General features: G+C 34.9%; 21 protein-coding genes. 18 read left to right on the top strand and 3 right to left on the bottom strand.

Annotation, left to right across the window (positions count from 1 at the left end):
- The first annotated feature begins 18 nt into the window (after positions 1-18).
- From AB9L17_RS17935 to AB9L17_RS17910, 6 genes are all read left to right on the top strand, one after another.
- Complete coding sequence (locus AB9L17_RS17935; RefSeq protein WP_375199545.1) at positions 19-1,035, top strand: thiazole biosynthesis adenylyltransferase ThiF; 1,017 nt, start codon at positions 19-21, stop codon at positions 1,033-1,035.
- Between the two features lie 13 nt (positions 1,036-1,048).
- The gene (glp, locus tag AB9L17_RS17930) at positions 1,049-2,341 is read left to right on the top strand and encodes a gephyrin-like molybdotransferase Glp (RefSeq protein WP_375199544.1); all 1,293 of its coding nucleotides are present in this window, start codon (positions 1,049-1,051) and stop codon (positions 2,339-2,341) included.
- Complete coding sequence (mobB, locus tag AB9L17_RS17925) at positions 2,302-2,820, top strand: molybdopterin-guanine dinucleotide biosynthesis protein B (protein ID WP_375199543.1); 519 nt, start codon at positions 2,302-2,304, stop codon at positions 2,818-2,820. The genes glp and mobB overlap by 40 nt, the downstream gene beginning before the upstream one ends.
- Before the next feature lie 2 nt (positions 2,821-2,822).
- Positions 2,823-3,302 carry a molybdenum cofactor biosynthesis protein MoaE gene (locus AB9L17_RS17920; protein ID WP_068983815.1) on the top strand — a complete coding sequence of 160 codons (480 nt, stop codon included), beginning with the start codon at positions 2,823-2,825 and terminating at the stop codon, positions 3,300-3,302.
- Positions 3,295-3,528, top strand: coding sequence for a molybdopterin converting factor subunit 1 (gene moaD, locus AB9L17_RS17915; protein WP_068983814.1), 234 nt, complete (start codon positions 3,295-3,297; stop codon positions 3,526-3,528). Before AB9L17_RS17920 ends, moaD begins: the two co-directional genes overlap by 8 nt.
- A 201-nt stretch (positions 3,529-3,729) precedes the next feature.
- Positions 3,730-4,035: a hypothetical protein gene (locus tag AB9L17_RS17910; protein ID WP_068983813.1), complete on the top strand. Its 306-nt coding sequence runs from the start codon at positions 3,730-3,732 to the stop codon at positions 4,033-4,035.
- Positions 4,036-4,130: 95 nt separating this feature from the next.
- On the opposite strand, the gene modB is transcribed toward AB9L17_RS17910, so the two are convergent.
- Together modB and modA are read right to left on the bottom strand one after the other, a co-directional pair.
- Complete coding sequence (gene modB, locus AB9L17_RS17905; protein ID WP_223556113.1) at positions 4,131-4,787, bottom strand: molybdate ABC transporter permease subunit; 657 nt, start codon at positions 4,785-4,787, stop codon at positions 4,131-4,133.
- A gap of 3 nt (positions 4,788-4,790) precedes the next feature.
- Positions 4,791-5,579, bottom strand: a complete 789-nt coding sequence (gene modA / locus AB9L17_RS17900; protein WP_068983812.1) for a molybdate ABC transporter substrate-binding protein — start codon at positions 5,577-5,579, stop codon at positions 4,791-4,793.
- Between the two features lie 161 nt (positions 5,580-5,740).
- Here modA and AB9L17_RS17895 point away from each other — a divergent pair, with 161 nt between their 5' ends.
- The 5 genes from AB9L17_RS17895 to AB9L17_RS17875 all read left to right on the top strand — a co-directional run bounded on the left by AB9L17_RS17895 (position 5,741) and on the right by AB9L17_RS17875 (position 9,633).
- Positions 5,741-6,664 (top strand): substrate-binding domain-containing protein, encoded by a 924-nt coding sequence (locus AB9L17_RS17895; protein ID WP_223556071.1) that lies wholly within the window; start codon positions 5,741-5,743, stop codon positions 6,662-6,664.
- Between the two features lie 71 nt (positions 6,665-6,735).
- Complete coding sequence (locus tag AB9L17_RS17890; protein ID WP_223556068.1) at positions 6,736-7,221, top strand: NUDIX hydrolase; 486 nt, start codon at positions 6,736-6,738, stop codon at positions 7,219-7,221.
- A 528-nt stretch (positions 7,222-7,749) separates the two neighbouring features.
- On the top strand, positions 7,750-8,292 hold the full coding sequence (locus tag AB9L17_RS17885) for a TlpA family protein disulfide reductase (RefSeq protein WP_223556065.1): 543 nt from the start codon (positions 7,750-7,752) through the stop codon (positions 8,290-8,292).
- Between the two features lie 89 nt (positions 8,293-8,381).
- Positions 8,382-8,885 (top strand): DinB family protein, encoded by a 504-nt coding sequence (locus AB9L17_RS17880; protein WP_068983808.1) that lies wholly within the window; start codon positions 8,382-8,384, stop codon positions 8,883-8,885.
- A gap of 22 nt (positions 8,886-8,907) precedes the next feature.
- Complete coding sequence (locus AB9L17_RS17875; protein ID WP_223556059.1) at positions 8,908-9,633, top strand: metallophosphoesterase family protein; 726 nt, start codon at positions 8,908-8,910, stop codon at positions 9,631-9,633.
- A 153-nt stretch (positions 9,634-9,786) separates the two neighbouring features.
- Here the strand turns inward: AB9L17_RS17875 and AB9L17_RS17870 are convergent, their stop codons facing one another.
- A complete protein-coding gene (locus AB9L17_RS17870) occupies positions 9,787-10,791 on the bottom strand; it encodes a hypothetical protein (RefSeq protein ID WP_375199542.1) in 1,005 nt (334 codons plus the stop codon).
- A gap of 198 nt (positions 10,792-10,989) precedes the next feature.
- Between AB9L17_RS17870 and AB9L17_RS17865 the strand changes: the two genes are divergently transcribed.
- From AB9L17_RS17865 to AB9L17_RS17835, 7 genes are all read left to right on the top strand, one after another.
- Positions 10,990-12,045 (top strand): ArsR/SmtB family transcription factor, encoded by a 1,056-nt coding sequence (locus AB9L17_RS17865; RefSeq protein WP_068983805.1) that lies wholly within the window; start codon positions 10,990-10,992, stop codon positions 12,043-12,045.
- Positions 12,029-13,234, top strand: coding sequence for an MFS transporter (locus tag AB9L17_RS17860; protein WP_068983804.1), 1,206 nt, complete (start codon positions 12,029-12,031; stop codon positions 13,232-13,234). The genes AB9L17_RS17865 and AB9L17_RS17860 overlap by 17 nt, the downstream gene beginning before the upstream one ends.
- Before the next feature lie 237 nt (positions 13,235-13,471).
- Complete coding sequence (tsaA, locus tag AB9L17_RS17855; RefSeq protein ID WP_068983803.1) at positions 13,472-13,933, top strand: tRNA (N6-threonylcarbamoyladenosine(37)-N6)-methyltransferase TrmO; 462 nt, start codon at positions 13,472-13,474, stop codon at positions 13,931-13,933.
- Between the two features lie 215 nt (positions 13,934-14,148).
- On the top strand, positions 14,149-14,352 hold the full coding sequence (locus tag AB9L17_RS17850; RefSeq protein WP_083226929.1) for a GNAT family N-acetyltransferase: 204 nt from the start codon (positions 14,149-14,151) through the stop codon (positions 14,350-14,352).
- A gap of 453 nt (positions 14,353-14,805) precedes the next feature.
- A complete protein-coding gene (locus tag AB9L17_RS17845) occupies positions 14,806-15,957 on the top strand; it encodes a DUF418 domain-containing protein (protein ID WP_254660126.1) in 1,152 nt (383 codons plus the stop codon).
- Positions 15,958-16,334: 377 nt separating this feature from the next.
- Positions 16,335-16,496: a hypothetical protein gene (locus AB9L17_RS17840; protein WP_175401692.1), complete on the top strand. Its 162-nt coding sequence runs from the start codon at positions 16,335-16,337 to the stop codon at positions 16,494-16,496.
- A 281-nt stretch (positions 16,497-16,777) separates the two neighbouring features.
- Positions 16,778-17,200 (top strand): universal stress protein, encoded by a 423-nt coding sequence (locus AB9L17_RS17835; RefSeq protein ID WP_068983801.1) that lies wholly within the window; start codon positions 16,778-16,780, stop codon positions 17,198-17,200.
- Positions 17,201-17,237: the final 37 nt, after the last annotated feature.

The following is a 17,237-nucleotide window of genomic DNA, read 5'->3' as shown; positions in this document are numbered from 1 at the left end:
AGAAAGGCAAAAACATTTATGCATAATAGATATTCTAGACAACAATTATTCAGCCCAATCGGAGAAAAAGGGCAGCAATTACTAAAACAAAAACATGTTCTAATCATAGGTGTTGGTGCATTAGGCAGTGCTAGCGCAGAGGCTCTAGTGAGGGCAGGCGTCGGAAAGTTGACGATTATTGATCGTGATTATGTGGAGTGGAGCAATTTACAAAGACAGCAACTATATACCGAACAAGATGCACAAGAAAAAGTTCCTAAAGTAATCGCTGCCAAAAAACGACTACAAAGTATAAACTCAGAGGTGGAAATCAACGAATATATTCTGGATGCAAGTTCAGAGCAATTAATAGCACTACTTGCAAATGTAGATGTCATGGTAGATGCAACAGATAACTTTGATATTCGTTTTATGATGAACGACCTTGCACAAAAATTTCAAATTCCTTGGGTTTATGGATCCTGTATTGGTAGTTATGGCGCTACTTATACGATTGTACCAGGCAAAACACCTTGTTTACATTGTTTGCTAGAGGCGATGCCTAATACAGGGATGACATGCGATACAGTAGGAATTATTAGTCCGACTGTTCAAATAGTAGCAGCTTATCAAGTAGCTGAGGTTTTCAAACTTTTAGTAGGAGATGAAGAAGCGGTACGAAAAAGTTTTTTAACCTTTGATGTTTGGCAAAATCAACACTATGAAATAAATGTGGAAAAAATACGTAAAAGTGATTGTCCATCTTGTGGAAACAAACCCACATATCCGTATTTGTCCTATGAAAATCAAACAAAGTTAGATATTTTATGTGGTCGCGATGCCATTCAAATTCGTCCACCTAAACCGATTCACTATAATCTTGATCAGCTTGCTGTCCAAATTCGGCCCTATGGCGATATTCAAAAAAACCCCTATTTACTTTCTTGCCAAGCGGAGGATTATCGACTGGTGATTTTCCAGGATGGACGTGTTGTTATTCATGGGATACAAGATGTACAGAAAGCTAAAACCATTTATTATCGTTTACTCGGATAAAGGAGTGTTCCAAATGTTAGAGAAAAGAAAACCAATTGCTGTAGGTGAAGCTGTTCAACGTGTTATGGAGTTTGCATTCCAAGAAAAAATAGAGATTGTTTCACTACAGCAAGCATATGGGCGTTTTTTAGCAGAAGACGTTGCAGCAGACCAAGATGTACCTGCTTTTGACCGTTCACCTTATGATGGTTATGCTATTCGTTCGGTCGATAGTCAAGAGGCAAGTTCAGAAAATCCAGTAACCTTTAAAGTAGTCGGAGAAATTGGCGCGGGCTATGTATTTGAGGAAGTAGTAGGTGCTAAAGAAGCGGTCCGAATTATGACAGGAGCACCTATCCCAAAAGGATGCGATGCAGTCGTTATGTTAGAATTAGCGCATACATTTGAAGATGACAATCAAATGTATATGTCGATTAAACGCTCTTATGCAACAGGAACAAATATTTCATATCAGGGAGAGGACGTTCAAAAAGGCGCAATCCTGATTGAAAAAGGACAATCTATCAATCCAGGTGTTGTCGCATTACTTGCTACTTTTGGTTATGATCAAGTACCTGTATTTCGGAAGCCAATCGTAGGTGTCATTGCAACAGGAAGTGAGTTACTAGAACCGAGTGAATCTTTACAGCCAGGGAAAATTCGTAATAGTAATGCATACATGATAATGGCCCAAATTGAACGTGCTGGGGCAACAGTTAAATATTTTGGTAAATTTAGTGATGACATAAATTTATGTATTGATGTTGTAGAGAAAGCGCTACAAGAAGTAGACATATTGATTACAACAGGAGGAGTATCAGTAGGTGATTATGATTACTTACCAGCCATTTATGAAGCCATTGACGCAAAAGTGCTTTTTAATAAAGTAGCGATGCGACCAGGTAGTGTAACAACTGTTGCTGCTCGAAAAGGTCAATTATTATTTGGACTTTCAGGTAATCCATCAGCTTGCTATGTAGGCTTTGAACTATTTACACGACCTATTATTCGAAAGGCATTTGGCCATAAGCAGCCACATCTACGTAGAGAGCAGGCTATTTTAGGTGCGGATTTTAAAAAACCGAATCCGTTTACCCGTTTTGTGCGTGCTAGTGTTTCTTATGAAAAAGGTCAATTAGTTGCAGTTTCTTCTGGTTTTGATAAATCTAGTGCTGTTTCGTCTTTAGCGGAAGCCAATGCCTTTATTGTATTACCAGGTGGATCACGTGGATACGAAAAAGGCATGCAAGTAGCTGTCTTATTGTTAGAAGATTTGCAAGGAAGTGAGTGGCCTTGGGACAACATCGAAAAATCCTACAAATCGTAGGCTATCAAAATAGTGGGAAGACAACGGTAATGGAACAACTCATTACACAAGCTAAGACTGAAGGCTTGCGTGTAGGAACAATTAAGCATCATGGACATGGTGGTATCCCTGCCATTGAAAGTTCGAAAGACAGTGCTCGGCATGAAAAGGCTGGAGCAAGTGTAACAGCAGTTGAAGGAGAAGGTACTTTGCGCATGAGTATTCACCAAAGTAACTGGCAACTTGCTGATATACTAGCTATTTATGAGTCAATTGAAATGGATATCATTTTAATTGAAGGCTATAAAAATGAACACTTTCCGAAGGTTGTTCTTTTGCGACAAGCGGAAGATCAATCTTTGCTGCAAAAAGTAAGTAATATCGTCTGTGTTCTTTACTGGCCGACCTATCCACTGGATAAACCACTAGATTATCCAACTTTTTTAATTCATGAAAAAGCACAATATATGGAAGTTCTTATGAAGGAAATGAGGAAATAATCATGACTACATCGTTGTTTGAAATCATCGATAAACCAATTGATGTTGAGGAAGTTAGACAAAAAGTAACAAGTCGAAACGCTGGTGCAATCACTGTTTTCATCGGAACAGTACGTGAAATGACGAAAGAAAAGAAAACATTACATTTGGAATATCAAGCCTATCCACCTATGGCCATTAAAATGTTTGAACAAATTTCTAAAGAAATACAAGAGCGATGGCCAGAGGCGAAAGTGGCCATTACGCATCGTGTTGGTCATTTAGAAATCTCGGATATTGCTGTAGTAATTGCGGTTTCATCACCCCATCGTAAAATGGCCTATGCAGCAAATGAATTTGCTATTGATCGTATTAAACAAATTGTGCCTATTTGGAAAAAAGAGTATTGGGAAGATGGAACCGAGTGGATTGGCGATCAATTAGAAAATGTACCTTATCCAAAAGGAAACCCAACAATCAGTGAGGAGGATTTTGGTGATTAACATATTATTGTTTGCACACTTACAAGAAATCATCGGTGAGCCAAAATTAACTGTAGAGCTGTCAGACCGTACAGTTGGACAAATTAAAGCATGGATGGAAAGCCAATATCCACAAATTTCTTTGCAACATGTTATGACAGCGGTAAATGAGGAATTTGCAACCGATTCAACGGTTATAAAAACAGGGGACACAATCGCCTTTATTCCACCAATTAGTGGTGGGTAAAGAGTAAAGATGTAGCTTGATAATATAGTCTGTTTAAAATTATCTGGCCTCTATTTCTTAGAGGTAAGATAATTTTTTTGTTGGATATTCATGTGAATTTGACTGTGTGGATTGTAAATTTTTGTACGAAGCAGGTTATTAAAACAAGAAAATTGGATGAGATGTTAGTAAAATAGTGGTAAAAGAACAAGGTGGGATAGTATGGCTGAAAAGATTTTATTTTTTATTTTAATGATGCCCATTTATGGTTTAGTAATTTGGTCTTATTTTTATCCTGAAGAAAGTCTGTTGTTCGGGAAAAGATGGATGTACAAAGAAGAACCACAGTTATCGAATGAAATAATCCGTTATACTAAATTCGCCTCAATGGTCGTTATGATTGGATTACCCATCGTTGTCATTAGTTTCATCTTTGATATTTATTTTCTTAGATTTACGTTAGTGGTAATTCCTTTAGTAGTCGCATTTGGCGCACTTAAAATATTCACAGATGAAAAAGATTCCTAAAATAGTACAACTAGGTCTGACACATTAAATAAGAGCATGTTTTGATCAATCCTTTTCAAAACATGCTCTTTTGCTACAAAGATACAGTTGTATTGTTATGCTTTCAATAGATGGACGCTCAGAAGCATAAGGAAGGAAATACCTATCATACAAATCACCCATGACCAAGCGAGTGACATGTTACCCGATTCAATCGCCATATAAATAGCAAGTGGCGTTGTTTGCGTTTTGCCTGGAAGGTTTCCCGCAAACATTAAAGTTGCCCCAAATTCACCTAAAGCTCGTGTAAAACTTAAAATTCCACCTGCCACAATCGCTTTTAATGCAAGAGGAATAGAAATGAAGAAAAAGACTTGCCATTCGTTAGCACCATCAACACGTGCGGCGTTCTCGATATCCTCATCAACAGCTTCGAATCCAGTTTTTGCCGATTGATACATTAAAGGAAATGCAACAACAGTAGAGGCGATAACTGCCGCCCACCATGTGAACATAACGGGTTGATTGAAAAGCCATGTAATCAAGCTACCTAACACGCTGTTTTTGCCGAAAATAATAATCAGAAGGAAGCCTACTACCGTAGGAGGTAATACCAATGGTAAAAGCAGTACCGTTTCAAGAAATAATTTCCCTTTAAATTTGCGTTTTGCCATCCATTTACCAAATAGAATACCTGCTACTATAACAATGATTCCTGACACAAATGCAATTTCAACAGAAAGTTTAAGAGGTGACCAGAAATCGGTACTCATCAATTAATGAGCTCCTTGAAAGCCGTATTTTTTAAATACTTTCATCGCCGTATCGCTTTGTAAATAGTTATAAAAATCTTCCGCTTCTTTAGCATGCTTACTATCTTTGATAACACCTACAGGATAAATAATAGGTGTATGTGTATCACCTTGTGCTGTAGTAACAACATCCACTTTATCTGAAACAAGGGCATCTGTTTTATATACCATACCTGCATCAACATTTTCAGTTTCTGTATAAGTAAGTACTTGTCGTACGTCTTTTGTATACACAACTTTTGATGCTACATCTTCCCAAAGTTTCATATTTGTCAATGTTTCTACACCGTACTTGCCAGCAGGAACCGATTCTGGTGTACCAACGGCAATCTTATCAGCCTTCGTTAAATCTTCAAAAGATTGAATGTGTTTTTCATTTTTCTTAGGAACGATTAAAACTAATTCGTTAGCTAAAAGGTCCGTTCCTTGTTGTTGGTCGATTAAACCGTTTTTTACTAGTTCATCAAATTTATCTTCTGCTGCTGAAAAGAAAAGATCTACAGGAGCACCTTTTACAATTTGTTGCTGTAATGCTCCAGAGCCACCAAAGTTATAGATGATTTTAATATTATCATGTTCTTTTTCATAGGTTTTTTGAAGTTCTTCTAATGACTCTTGTAAACTAGCCGCTGCGGAAATTGTTATTTCAACAGGTTCGTTTGTTGTTTTGTTGTTACTACCTTGACTACCACAACCTGTTAAAATACCAACAAGTAGTAACGATGAAGCGAATAAACTATAAAACTTTTTCACTTTGAATATACTCCTTATATAACTCGTTATAACAAGACATAACTAATTATAATTAGTTATGTCTAAAAAAGAAATACCTAATTGCTAGTAACCTTTAAGATGTTAAAAAAGCATAAATACGTTACTATGGTATCAATAGAAGCATTGAAGGAGATTTTTACATGTCACATGAACATTCCTATACGATTGAAGAGGTTGCGCAATTATTAAAGGTTTCCAAATTAACGATCTATGATTTGGTGAAAAAGGGAGATTTACCTGTTTTTCGTGTAGGTCGACAAATGCGTGTGGACCGAACAGATTTACAAATATATATACAAAAGAGCAAAACGGGAGCCACTCCTACTTCGTCTACTGCACCGACTACCCTTACGATAAAGAATAAAAAAATTATTATTAGTGGACAAGATTTAGTATTAGACTTATTAGGAAAATATATTGAGAAAAAACAATCCAATAAAGTATTACGCTCCCATGAAGGTAGCTTTAATGGTGTCATGGCGATGTATAATGGAGAATGTGATATTGCGAGTTTACATTTGTACGACGGTGATACAGGGGATTATAATACGACTTATTTGAAAAAGATTTTTGTGAGTCACGCCTATGTTCTCATCAATCTAATTTCACGCCGAGCAGGCTTTTATGTTCCAAAAGGAAATCCATTGCAAATTCAATCATTCGATGATTTTAAGACCAAATCACTAAAACTGATTAACCGTGAAAAAGGCTCAGGTGCTCGAACTTTATTAGATGAACAATTACGAGTTCACCACATAGCTCCATCCTCAATTGAAGGATATAACGAAGAGGAAATGAGCCATATCGATGTGGCTTCTGCTGTGGCAAATGGGAATGCAGATATTGGCATAGGCATTGAAAAAATATCTAAACTCATAGAGGTTGATTTTATACCACTTATTAGAGAACGTTATGATATTGTGCTATTAAAAACGCCTGAAAACCAACAACTGATTGAATCGGTGAAAGAGATTTTAACGTCACCAGATTTCCAATCAGAAGTAGCCGCACTAGGTGATTATGACGTCACTCAAATGGGACAAATTATTTATGAAACGCTTTAATAAAGTATGACGCCAATCCCCTTTGTGTAAGGTAGTATATTTTCATGATTATGGAGTGTAGGAGGTCGTTCATGGAGGTTTGGGATGTTTACGATAAAAATAGAAGTAAAACAAATAAAAGTCATGTACGTGGAGCTAAGTTAGCAGATGGTGATTATCATATAGTTGTACATGTATGGATAAGGAATAATAAGGGTGAAATTCTTTTAACGAAAAGGCATAAGGATCAATCTTTCCCTAACTTATGGGAATGTCCAGGCGGCTCTATTTTAGCAGGTGAAAGTAGTCTCGATGGTGCTATAAGAGAAGTAAAAGAAGAAATCGGGATAAATTTATCTAGGTCGAACGGTAAAATGATAAAGAGTGAACGTAGGGATGCGTACAATGATTTTTACGATGTATGGCTTTTTGATCAAAGTTTTGAAATTCCAGAAACAGTACTCCAAGAAGATGAAGTGAGCGATATTAAATGGGTAACAAAGTCCGAGCTTGAAAATATGTATAACTCTAATTACATAGTACCAACTCTTGAATATTTTAAAGTAATCTGTTTTTAAAAAGACAACTCCATGATGATCTTAAATTTGAAGGATAGCGTGTATTTCGATATTGTAAATTAAAAGCGATTAAAATCGATAATAAAAAATTCCTGTAGGCAAAGTTGCATTCCACTTTATCTACAGGATTTATAATGATAATTAATCGCGTAGCATTGCTATTAAAGTTCGTTTTTGTCAGCCGAGCTTGAAGCATGCATATTGTAATACAAAATGCACACAGAAGGTAATAGGGGGCTTCGTCGTTTAATCCAAACTCAGGCAGACCAAACCAGCCAAAAACTAATGGTGGTAGGAATGTGATATTTAAAACAACACTTGCCACTAAAATGTTAATAGACGAATTTGGGCACTCTTATTTTAGGAGTGTCTTTATTTAAATATTTTTTTAGATTCTATTATTAGCAAGCGTGAATTTTAATCTGTTACTGCTATTATTTCCCTGAATATAATGTAAAAATTTAACACGTGATATAATAGATATACTTATAAGGTACAAATACACAAGGGAATCTTAGGTGATCGTTTATGAAATTTAAAAAACGTTTAGGTTTGTATTTTTCAGCTTTGTTAGTCGTATTACTTGTAGGAATTGTTTTGAAAAATGTATTCATAAAAGAAGCAACGGTTGATCCGATAGTAGAAAAAGAGGATGGAACAAAACAGCTTGTTTTCGATACAAAGTTAACAAAATTAGACGAATCAACAACAACACTTAAAGAATACAATGGAAAGGTCCTAATCGTTAACTTTTGGGCATCTTGGTGTGAGCCATGTCAAGAAGAAGCTCCTGATTTAAGGGATTTTTATAACAATAAACCTGAAAATGTTGAGTTGTTAGCAATCAATGCTACTTCACATGATAGTCATGAAAATGCAATAAAGTTCCAAGAGTCATACAATTTGAGTTTCCCTATATTTCTTGATTTAGATAATACACTTCAAAAATCATTTGAAGTATTGGCTTACCCAACAACTTTTATATTTGATTCTAAAGGTATATTAAAGCACACAATAAAAGGACAGATTAATCAACAAGAATTAAATAAGTATATTGATCAACTCTACTAATCTGGAAACGCAGTTCCTTTAGATGAGAGCACTTTTCTGTTTTAAAGATGAAATTATGAATGATCACGCAAGGAAAAAGGGGGATTATTATGTATCAGACTTTAAATGATTTTTTTAAGTCTTGGGAGTTTGAAGCCAATTGTACACAGAAATTATTGAATAATCTAACTGATGAATCACTAAGACAGGAAATAACGTCTGAAAATTGGACTTTAGGACGTATTGCTTGGCATACTGTTACTGCAATTCGCATCATTACTTCAAATACAAGTGTAACATTTGATGCTCCAACTAAAGATTATCCTGTTCCTACTTCAGCACAATTTATTGCAGATAGCTATTCTCAAGTCAATAATGCGTTTGTGCAAGCAGTAAAAACCAATTGGACTGATCAAACTCTTCAAGAGCACATTGAATTTTTCGGTCAAGAAATGGAAATTGGTACACTTTTAATGTTTTTAATTCAACATCAGAATCATCATCGAGGACAAATGACGGTTCTTATGCGACAGGCGGGATTAACTGTCCCAGGCATTTATGGTCCAGCTAAAGAGGAATGGGGAAATTTTGGGATGGAAGCTCCGGAAATGTAAAAATAATTAAGGTGAGGATATTGTGAAAATAGCTGTACTATCAGATATTCATGGAAATAAAGATGCGTTAAAAGCAGTGTTAGAGAATATAAAATATAGAAATATCGATAGGGTTTATAATTTAGGTGATACTCTTTATGGACCATTATTTCCGTTAGAAACATATGAAATGATAAAGAGTACAGATATTAAAGGTGTAAGTGGAAATTGTGATCGGATACTATTACAGTCTTCATCGGAAAATCCAACTATTCAATATGTCTTAGATATGCTCACGGAAGAACATAAAAGCTGGTTATTAAACCTGCCATTTTCAATTCAGACAGATGATTTTTACTTTTGTCATGCTTCACCTGAAAATGATGAGCTGTATATGTTGAATGAAATTACTCCAAATGGTGTTACTATAAAACAGACAGAAGAAATAATGAATTTTGTAAAAGATATTCCTCAAAATATTATTTTTTGTGGTCATTCCCATTTACCGACGATTGTTTATTTACCTAATAACAAAATCATTATTAATCCGGGGAGTGTCGGTTTGCCTGCTTATGAAGAAGAAGAACCGTTCTATTATAAGATTGAATCAGGCACACCATTTGCGAATTATACAGTTGTAGAAAAAAGGAATGATGAATGGATTATAGAGCAGTTAAGCGTTCCTTATGATACTACGGAAGTTATTAAACAAAGTGAAGACCAAAATAGACCTGATTGGGCCAGAGCATTAAAATGTGGAAGAGTATAATAGAAGAGTAAAAGGATTTTTTGATAAAACATTAAAACAAGTCCTTTATTCTATGAACTTAAATATTATCGTGGGCTTTGTCTTAGGTTCTTCTTTTGGATAAATAAAATATCAGAGGCTTTCCGATAAATCTTAGGAAAGCCTCTGAGTATATTATAGTTCTTCCTGGAAATAAATTTTATAAAACTTTCGATTTGTCGCTTCATCGTAGCCTACTTCAATGAGTTCATCCACTTGCTCAATGTCCTGTACGTTCACCTGAATTTCAATATTCGAATCGAGTTTAATTTTACGTTTATATTTCTTTTCAGCCTTTTCAAGTGCACTCTCAGAAATAACGGTTTCATAAGGTTTTACCGAATTTATGATGATATCTTTTTGTGTTGGCTCTGCATTTTCAAATACCGTTTCAATATAATCGTTTACTTGGAATTCATCTTCATTTCTAAAATAATCAAGCGTTTTGTTCAAAAGCCCCAATTTTTCAGTATTCGTAAAGCTCTCTTCTTTTAAAATATATTTTTTACATTCTGTTAGCGCTAAATTCGTTTTATAATAATGTTCATCCGCTGCTTTAATCTTTAAAAATCGTTCTTGCCAATAAACAATATCTTCTTTTCTTTTTGTTTTCATAAAGACAGCAGGTGCCTCATCCGTCCCCATATCTACGATGATGGCCATATTATTGATCTTCTTGACATTAATTCCGTCAATGCCATTGACCACCATTTTGTTTTGGTCGCTTTTTACATCTAAAAACATTTCTTTTTCATCAATTTTAATAATGGCAATTATTTTTTTAACTTCTGTAGACAGAAAACAATTGTCAAATAACCCAATAAACAATTCGCCACTTTTAATGTTAGGATGTTGAGATACACTATGTAAGTGTGTAGCAATGTTTTTTGATTGCTCAAGGAGATTATTCTCTTCATCAAAAATAGCCCTCACATATGTGTATACCTCATTTAATCCAATATCTGTTTCATGAAAAAATTCGTATTGCTGCTCTAAATCGATTTTACTAAATGCTAGCTGTGTAAAAGCTGCCTCTAGCATAACCTCTGGTTGCGAAAAGGGCTCCTCGCCTAACACGAGTGTATCCCCAATAAAATGTATAATATATTGTGCTAACTTACTATCACTTACTTCTAGCATGTTTTTCACCTTCTAAAAATTCATTGTAGATACTATACCATATCACATCCCTCACAACATTTCATAATATTTTTTAGTTCAAAAGATTAGTGATCTAACGTTTTTAATACTTCTGAGTTTGTTAATTGTTCGAAAAATATTGAATTTTAAATTTAAATATTTTAGAATTATACTAACGTAAATCAAAGGGGGATTTTCATGAATTACCTTTATTCGCCACAGCCTACTGAAAAAATTTCTTTACAAGTTGAATCATCACCTGTATGGGAAGTCATTCTTGGAATAGCTGGATACACACATATCCAGCTTCGACATACGTTTGAATTTGATGAAGAATGGACAAATGCTCGAGAATCGATGCCAAAATCATTGGTAGAATCGTTAAAATTAATTGAGAAAACTAATTTTTGGTATGGCTTGATTATGCTACAGAATGAGATTTCATCTTTAACCATTCAAGATTTTTCAAACCAACTTTACGATATAGCAATTGAAAGCTTCTATGAAATACTTTTACCTTATAAAAATCGTGAAACAGAACTTAGGAGAAGGGAAACTGCTGCTAGTTACAATAATCCTAATCTATTTGAAGAGTATGCAGTTCATTTCGACGATCATGACTATTTAGGAGAATACATACGATATCTCTGCCACTACTCGTATCAAGAGTTATGTGAACTATTTTCTAGTGTATTAAATGAATGGCATAGCTGGATAAGTAAACACGAAAAATGGGACAAGTGGTTGCAAGCACTTGATTTTGAAGAGAAACAATATCAGTCATTAAATGTTACAAACCCAATGGAAAAGATTGAACATATTACAGGTGGCGTAAAATATCAACTTGAGCCTTCAATTTGGACTGTCAAACTTATACCACATGTATCATATCGACCTTGGATTTTAGAAAAAAGAACAAGTGATACAAAACTTTTCTTTTATCCTTTAAAAGAGGAACTACTACAAGAGCTTGGGGTCCCTCCAAAGGATTTAGTTCGTAGCTATAAAGCGCTGGGAGACGAATTGCGCTTGAAATTACTATATCAGTTATTAAGAGGGCCTTCCTCATTGCAAGAGTTGAGTGCACAGTTCACTATGAATAAAACGACACTCCATCATCAACTATCTCTGTTAAAGGCTGCGAGATTAATTAAAGTTGATAAAGGGATTTATTCTGCAAACCCAATGGAAATAGAAAAAATATTTTCACGTCTCACGCAATATCTAAGGATTAAAGATGAAGAAGTATTCTAAGTCATTTAAAGCACTTTGGATAGGTGAAATAGTATCAGAACTGGGTAGTGCAGCTGGTGGGATTACTAATGGATTGTTACTTTATGAAATAACGGGATCGAAAGAATGGATGGGGATCCTTTGGCTAGTTTATTTTATCCCTTCATTGATTCTACAAAGTGTCACGGCACCGTTTTTGAATCATGTTGAGAAGGGGAAAATGATTCGAAATATACAGTTGATTCGTTCAAGTGCCTATCTTCTTCCTTTAATAGGCTTTGTAATTGATAAAAACATTGGGACAATTATAGGGTTAATTGCTTTACAATTAATTTTAGGATTAATGCAACCAATTTACGCTAGCCTCTCGTTTTCGCTTTTACCTGAGGTATGTGAGAGAAAAGATTTAACTGAAGCTAATGGGCTATTAGATGGAACTATTCGACTTATGAGTTTTCTTGCTCCTGGAATAACTTCTTTACTGTTATTAGCTGTCCATATGCAATTTATTTATATGTTTTCCTGCATTATGTTTGGTATTAGTTATATATCACTCTGTCAAATGTCTTCATCAAGCAAACAAACAGTACCAGTTTGGACCAAGAAGCTATGGTGGGGGGAAATGAAAGAGGGATATCGTACGTTTTTTAAATATAAGTATCTTTTACGACTTACATTTCTCTCCTCAACAGTTCAGTTTGCTGTAGGAGCAACAACCGTGTTAAGTATTCCATTTATTCGAAGCGACCTTAATGGAGAGTCATGGGAGTATGGAATATTTGCTGGGGCTTTTCCAATTGGATATGTAATTGGGATGTTATTACTTAAAAAGATTCCGAAGACATATATCACCATGCATGTAGGTTTAATTGGTGGAGGTCTTTCATTTGTTTTACTCTTTTTTGTTAAATCAATTCCAGCTGCGTGGATGTGTGAGTTAATAGGAGGGGTTTTATTTCCTTTATTCAACTCTCAGAGTGCAGCAATTTTTCAATCGCAGGCTCCTAAAGAACGATTAGCTCAACTAAGTGCTGTTCGATTACTTTTTCTTCGAGTGACAATGCCAATAGGAATAGTATTTGCTTCGACTTCTTTTTTTGATTTAAGTACAAGACAAGCGTATGGAATTGTTGGTTTAGCAATTGTTCTCCCAGGATTATTTTATCTGTTTTTCTTCAAGACAATAAATAACATACTTGAAAGTGAATAATTAGCGTACGATTGTTATATGATACTTTGTTTAGTTTGTAGTGTCTCAATAGGTGTTGATTATTTTCCTTCTACACGCCTGTTAGAAGAATTATAGCGTACGGTTTTTTGTTTAAATGTTATGAAGCCAATGATTGTAGGCTAATTGTCGTAAATTGACATTGCTAGTAGCTGGAGTATACTGGAATTAAACGGAAGGTGTATCGAAAGGAAATCCACAATAGAAGAGGGTCATTATATGCAATATAACATTAAACCAATAGCTGCAGTAAGCAATAGTCGAAAGATGATTGAAGATGACAATTGGGGTGGCGTTATTTCTACTATTGAATTGACAAAGGATATGCATGAATCTTCTTTAAAAGGAATTGATGATTTTTCTCATTTAGAAATTATATTTTATTTTGACAAAGTTTCAGATGAGAAAATCCAATATGAAGCGAGACATCCAAGAAAAAATAAGGACTATCCAGAAGTCGGTATTTTTGCACAGAGAGGTAAAAATAGGCCAAATAAAATAGGTGTAACGGTTGTGGAATTACTAGAATTGAAGGATAGAACATTAATCGTTAAAGGCTTAGACGCTATTGATGGAACACCTATTATAGATATAAAACCAGTAATGAAAGAGTTTCTACCAAAAGGTGAAATAAAACAACCATATTGGGCAACAGAGTTAATGAAGAATTATTGGGATTAGTATATTTACACAACAATTACTGCACCTTTTAAAGTTAAAGGGTAATCTTGAATTTTTTCGTTTCTGAGCCTAATTTTTATCAATTTATCCCAGAGGATGTGCCTAGTCGAGGCGATGTTCAGCGAATAATAGTGGTTTATTCGTTGTAACGAAAAAAACACGCCTACCCAAATTCATAAGCTTAATCTAGCCATTGTAAATAAGCAAAGTCAAAAATTAATTGGCTATGCGGGCTAGGCCCAGATGATGTAAAGGGATCAGAAATCGAAATTTATTACGGTATTTCACAAACTTCAAGAGGACAAGGGATTGCGTATGAAGCTGCAAATGCTTTAATGAATTATGTATTTTATAAAATTGGTTTACTTAAAATTATCGCTGTCGTCATCCTGAAAACGTTGCATCTATCCGAATTTTAGATAAGCTGGGAATGAACTATGAATATCCGTATAACAATCTAAATCCAGAATTAAAAGATTTTGAAGGGTTCATGCAATATTCTATTGAAACTGCTACATTTCAAAAAAGTAAATAGATGTGTTAAGCGAACAAGCTTCTACTTATTATTATGTAGAAGTTTTTTTATTGGTTAGAGATTAGGTGACTCTTTGGGGATTAGTTACAGATGAGACCAGGAGCGAGCAAGTAGAGAATCGAAGGCTAAGGGCACACGTCCTATGATAACGCCTTCGTGAACACTATCGTGTCGGCCCCGAGGAAAGCGCCAAGTCGAAACGTAAATCATCTACACGTTATGGTAATGATCCTAAATAACACTTATTTTCCAAATTTTAAGACCATATTAAGATAACCATTAAATGGCCATAAGGTTATTTCTTTATCCTTTGATTAAATGAATGGAGAGGGGAAACATGATGGGAGTGAAACGGGTTTCATTTATTGATAGTCTACGTGGATTTAGTTTGCTAGGGATTTTACTCGCTAATTTAGTAGTTTTTCAATATGGTATGCATGGAGCCTTAAAAAATTTATCGTCGCAAAGTGCAGGGGATTTTGTAAAAGTGTTTATCGGCGGATCTTTTATGCCTATTTTTACGCTGTTGTTTGGATTTTCGTTTATAAAGTTAATAGAATCTGTTCGTGAAAAAGGACTAAAAAGTCGATGGATTATACTTAGACGAAGCTTGGGCCTGATTTTATTAGGCTGGCTGCACACTACTTTTATATGGGAAGGTGACATACTTTTATTCTACGGTATTATGATTTTGTTTTTGTTACCATTCATTAATCGAAAAGTAAAAACAATCATCATATGGGCTAGTATCTTCTTTGTATTCTCCGTTGCATTTATGATGAATATTAACTTGAATTTTACGGCAAATCAGCAGGAGATAGATGTGTATATTGAAAAAGCAAATAACGTTTATGCAAATGGTAGTTATTTAGATGTCGTGAATCATCGTTTAAATAGGTTGATGCCTGAACAGGAAGGATCCATTCTATTACTTGTAGCCCCTTTATTCTATGTACCGTTATTTTTACTTGGCATGGCTCTTGCGAAAATGCGAGCATTTGAAAATATGGAGCGGGAGCAAAAGTGGTATAGGTTAGGTCTGATACTTGTACCGATTGGAGTATTATGTAAATATTCGAGCTTAAAAGAAGGAGATTTATCTACTATGCTTCAGATGAGTGGGGCACAAGTTTTAGCGTTAGGTTATGTATGTGTAGCTGCCTTGCTTTATAAGAAATGGTGTACGTCGTCTTTTATTTATGCTTTTGAATGTGTTGGCAAGCTGTCTTTAACTAATTATTTAATGCAATCCATTATTTGTACAACTGTTTTTTTCGGCTACGGTTTTGGGCTGTACGGAAAATTAGGAATCTTGAATGGAATGCTGTTTGGGTTAGTAGTTTATAGTGCACAATGCATTGGCAGTGTATTGTATTTTAAAAGATTTAAACGTGGTCCATTTGAGCAGGCTCTAAGGATGTGGACGAATTGGTCCCTTGATGGTCGATTAAAGCAAAAAGTACAGAATATAAATAATATAATAGAGTGATTTTAAAGAAATTTTCTATAATAGATTTTAAGTTAATAACTTTTCAACGAAGGGGATTGGAGAATCCCCTTCGCTTACGTTAATCAATTATGCCGAGGCAAAATTGATAGTCCATCTTACCCGTTGAGTTTAGATACCTAGGGTGGATAGGCTACACTAAGTTAGACAGGGAGAGTGGCTTGAAACAAAAGTAAAATTCTTCTATATAGGGAATATGTCTAAGAAGTTTAGAAAAATATGAATGTTAAGCTAATAGGTTATATCTTTTAGCCTTCATGCAATTGGTACGTTATAATCAAAAACAATAAATATAATTGTCAGGAAAAAATACCAACATTATAATAGTGACAATAAAACATACTTTATGAGGTGAGTTAATGGAAAAAGCAGCTAGTTATGATTTTCTTAATTCATACCAAAAATTGCAGCAGGAACGACTCATCAATCGAAAAGAAGAGTATTTAGAGGTGCTGGAAAAAACAAAGGCTAAAGGTGAAATATTAGAGTTTGAAAGCATAATGGGAGAGGCGTCTAAGTGACGTCTTTTTCTTTTGGAGTTAAATGAAAAGGGGGAAGAAAGCCGTTAACTCGAAATGGCTAACAATGCTGCTGTTCGTAGGATGCTCTGTATCAAAGTAAAAGGCCGATTATTGATGGTAGCGAAAAACGGCAAGAGATGGTTGCTCAGCGCTTTACAACGGCCAATAATAAAACTAAGGCTACGTTAGGGGTAGATTATGACAATAACTGTATTGTATTCCATTTGTGATATAATGAAATAAAAAACATTCAATGATGTTGATGGACAAGGAGATCTACTATGACTACAAATTATAAAAAAATTGCAGTGGCAATTGACTTTTCAGAACAATCATTAAAAGCATTGGAACAAGCTATTGAATTAACTTTACAGTATGATGCCGCTTTAGAATTAGTTAACGTTATTGATACAAAGTCCTTTGGGGCAATTTCAGCCTATGATTTAAAATACGCTGAGGAATTAAAAAACGACAACTCAAATAAAATGGAAGAGCTAAAAAAGAAAGTTTTAGCAGCAGGAGTAAAAGAGGTAGGAGCAGTTGTAGTAACTGGTTCTCCGAAAGGGATTTTAACTGAACTACCTGATGTGAGCCTAATCGTATGTGGCGCAACAGGGTTGAATCGAATGGAGAAAATGGTACTAGGTTCAGTTGCAGAGAGAATCGTCCGACACGCCAAATGCGATGTTCTAATTGTTCGTTAATAAGGTTATAAAAAGGGTGTTTAAATTTTACACTTTA

The organism is Lysinibacillus sp. RS11, from assembly GCF_042019215.1.
Classification (GTDB): Bacteria; Bacillota; Bacilli; order Bacillales_A; family Planococcaceae; genus Lysinibacillus; species Lysinibacillus xylanilyticus_A.
This window is presented reverse-complemented; position numbering and strand designations above follow the sequence as displayed.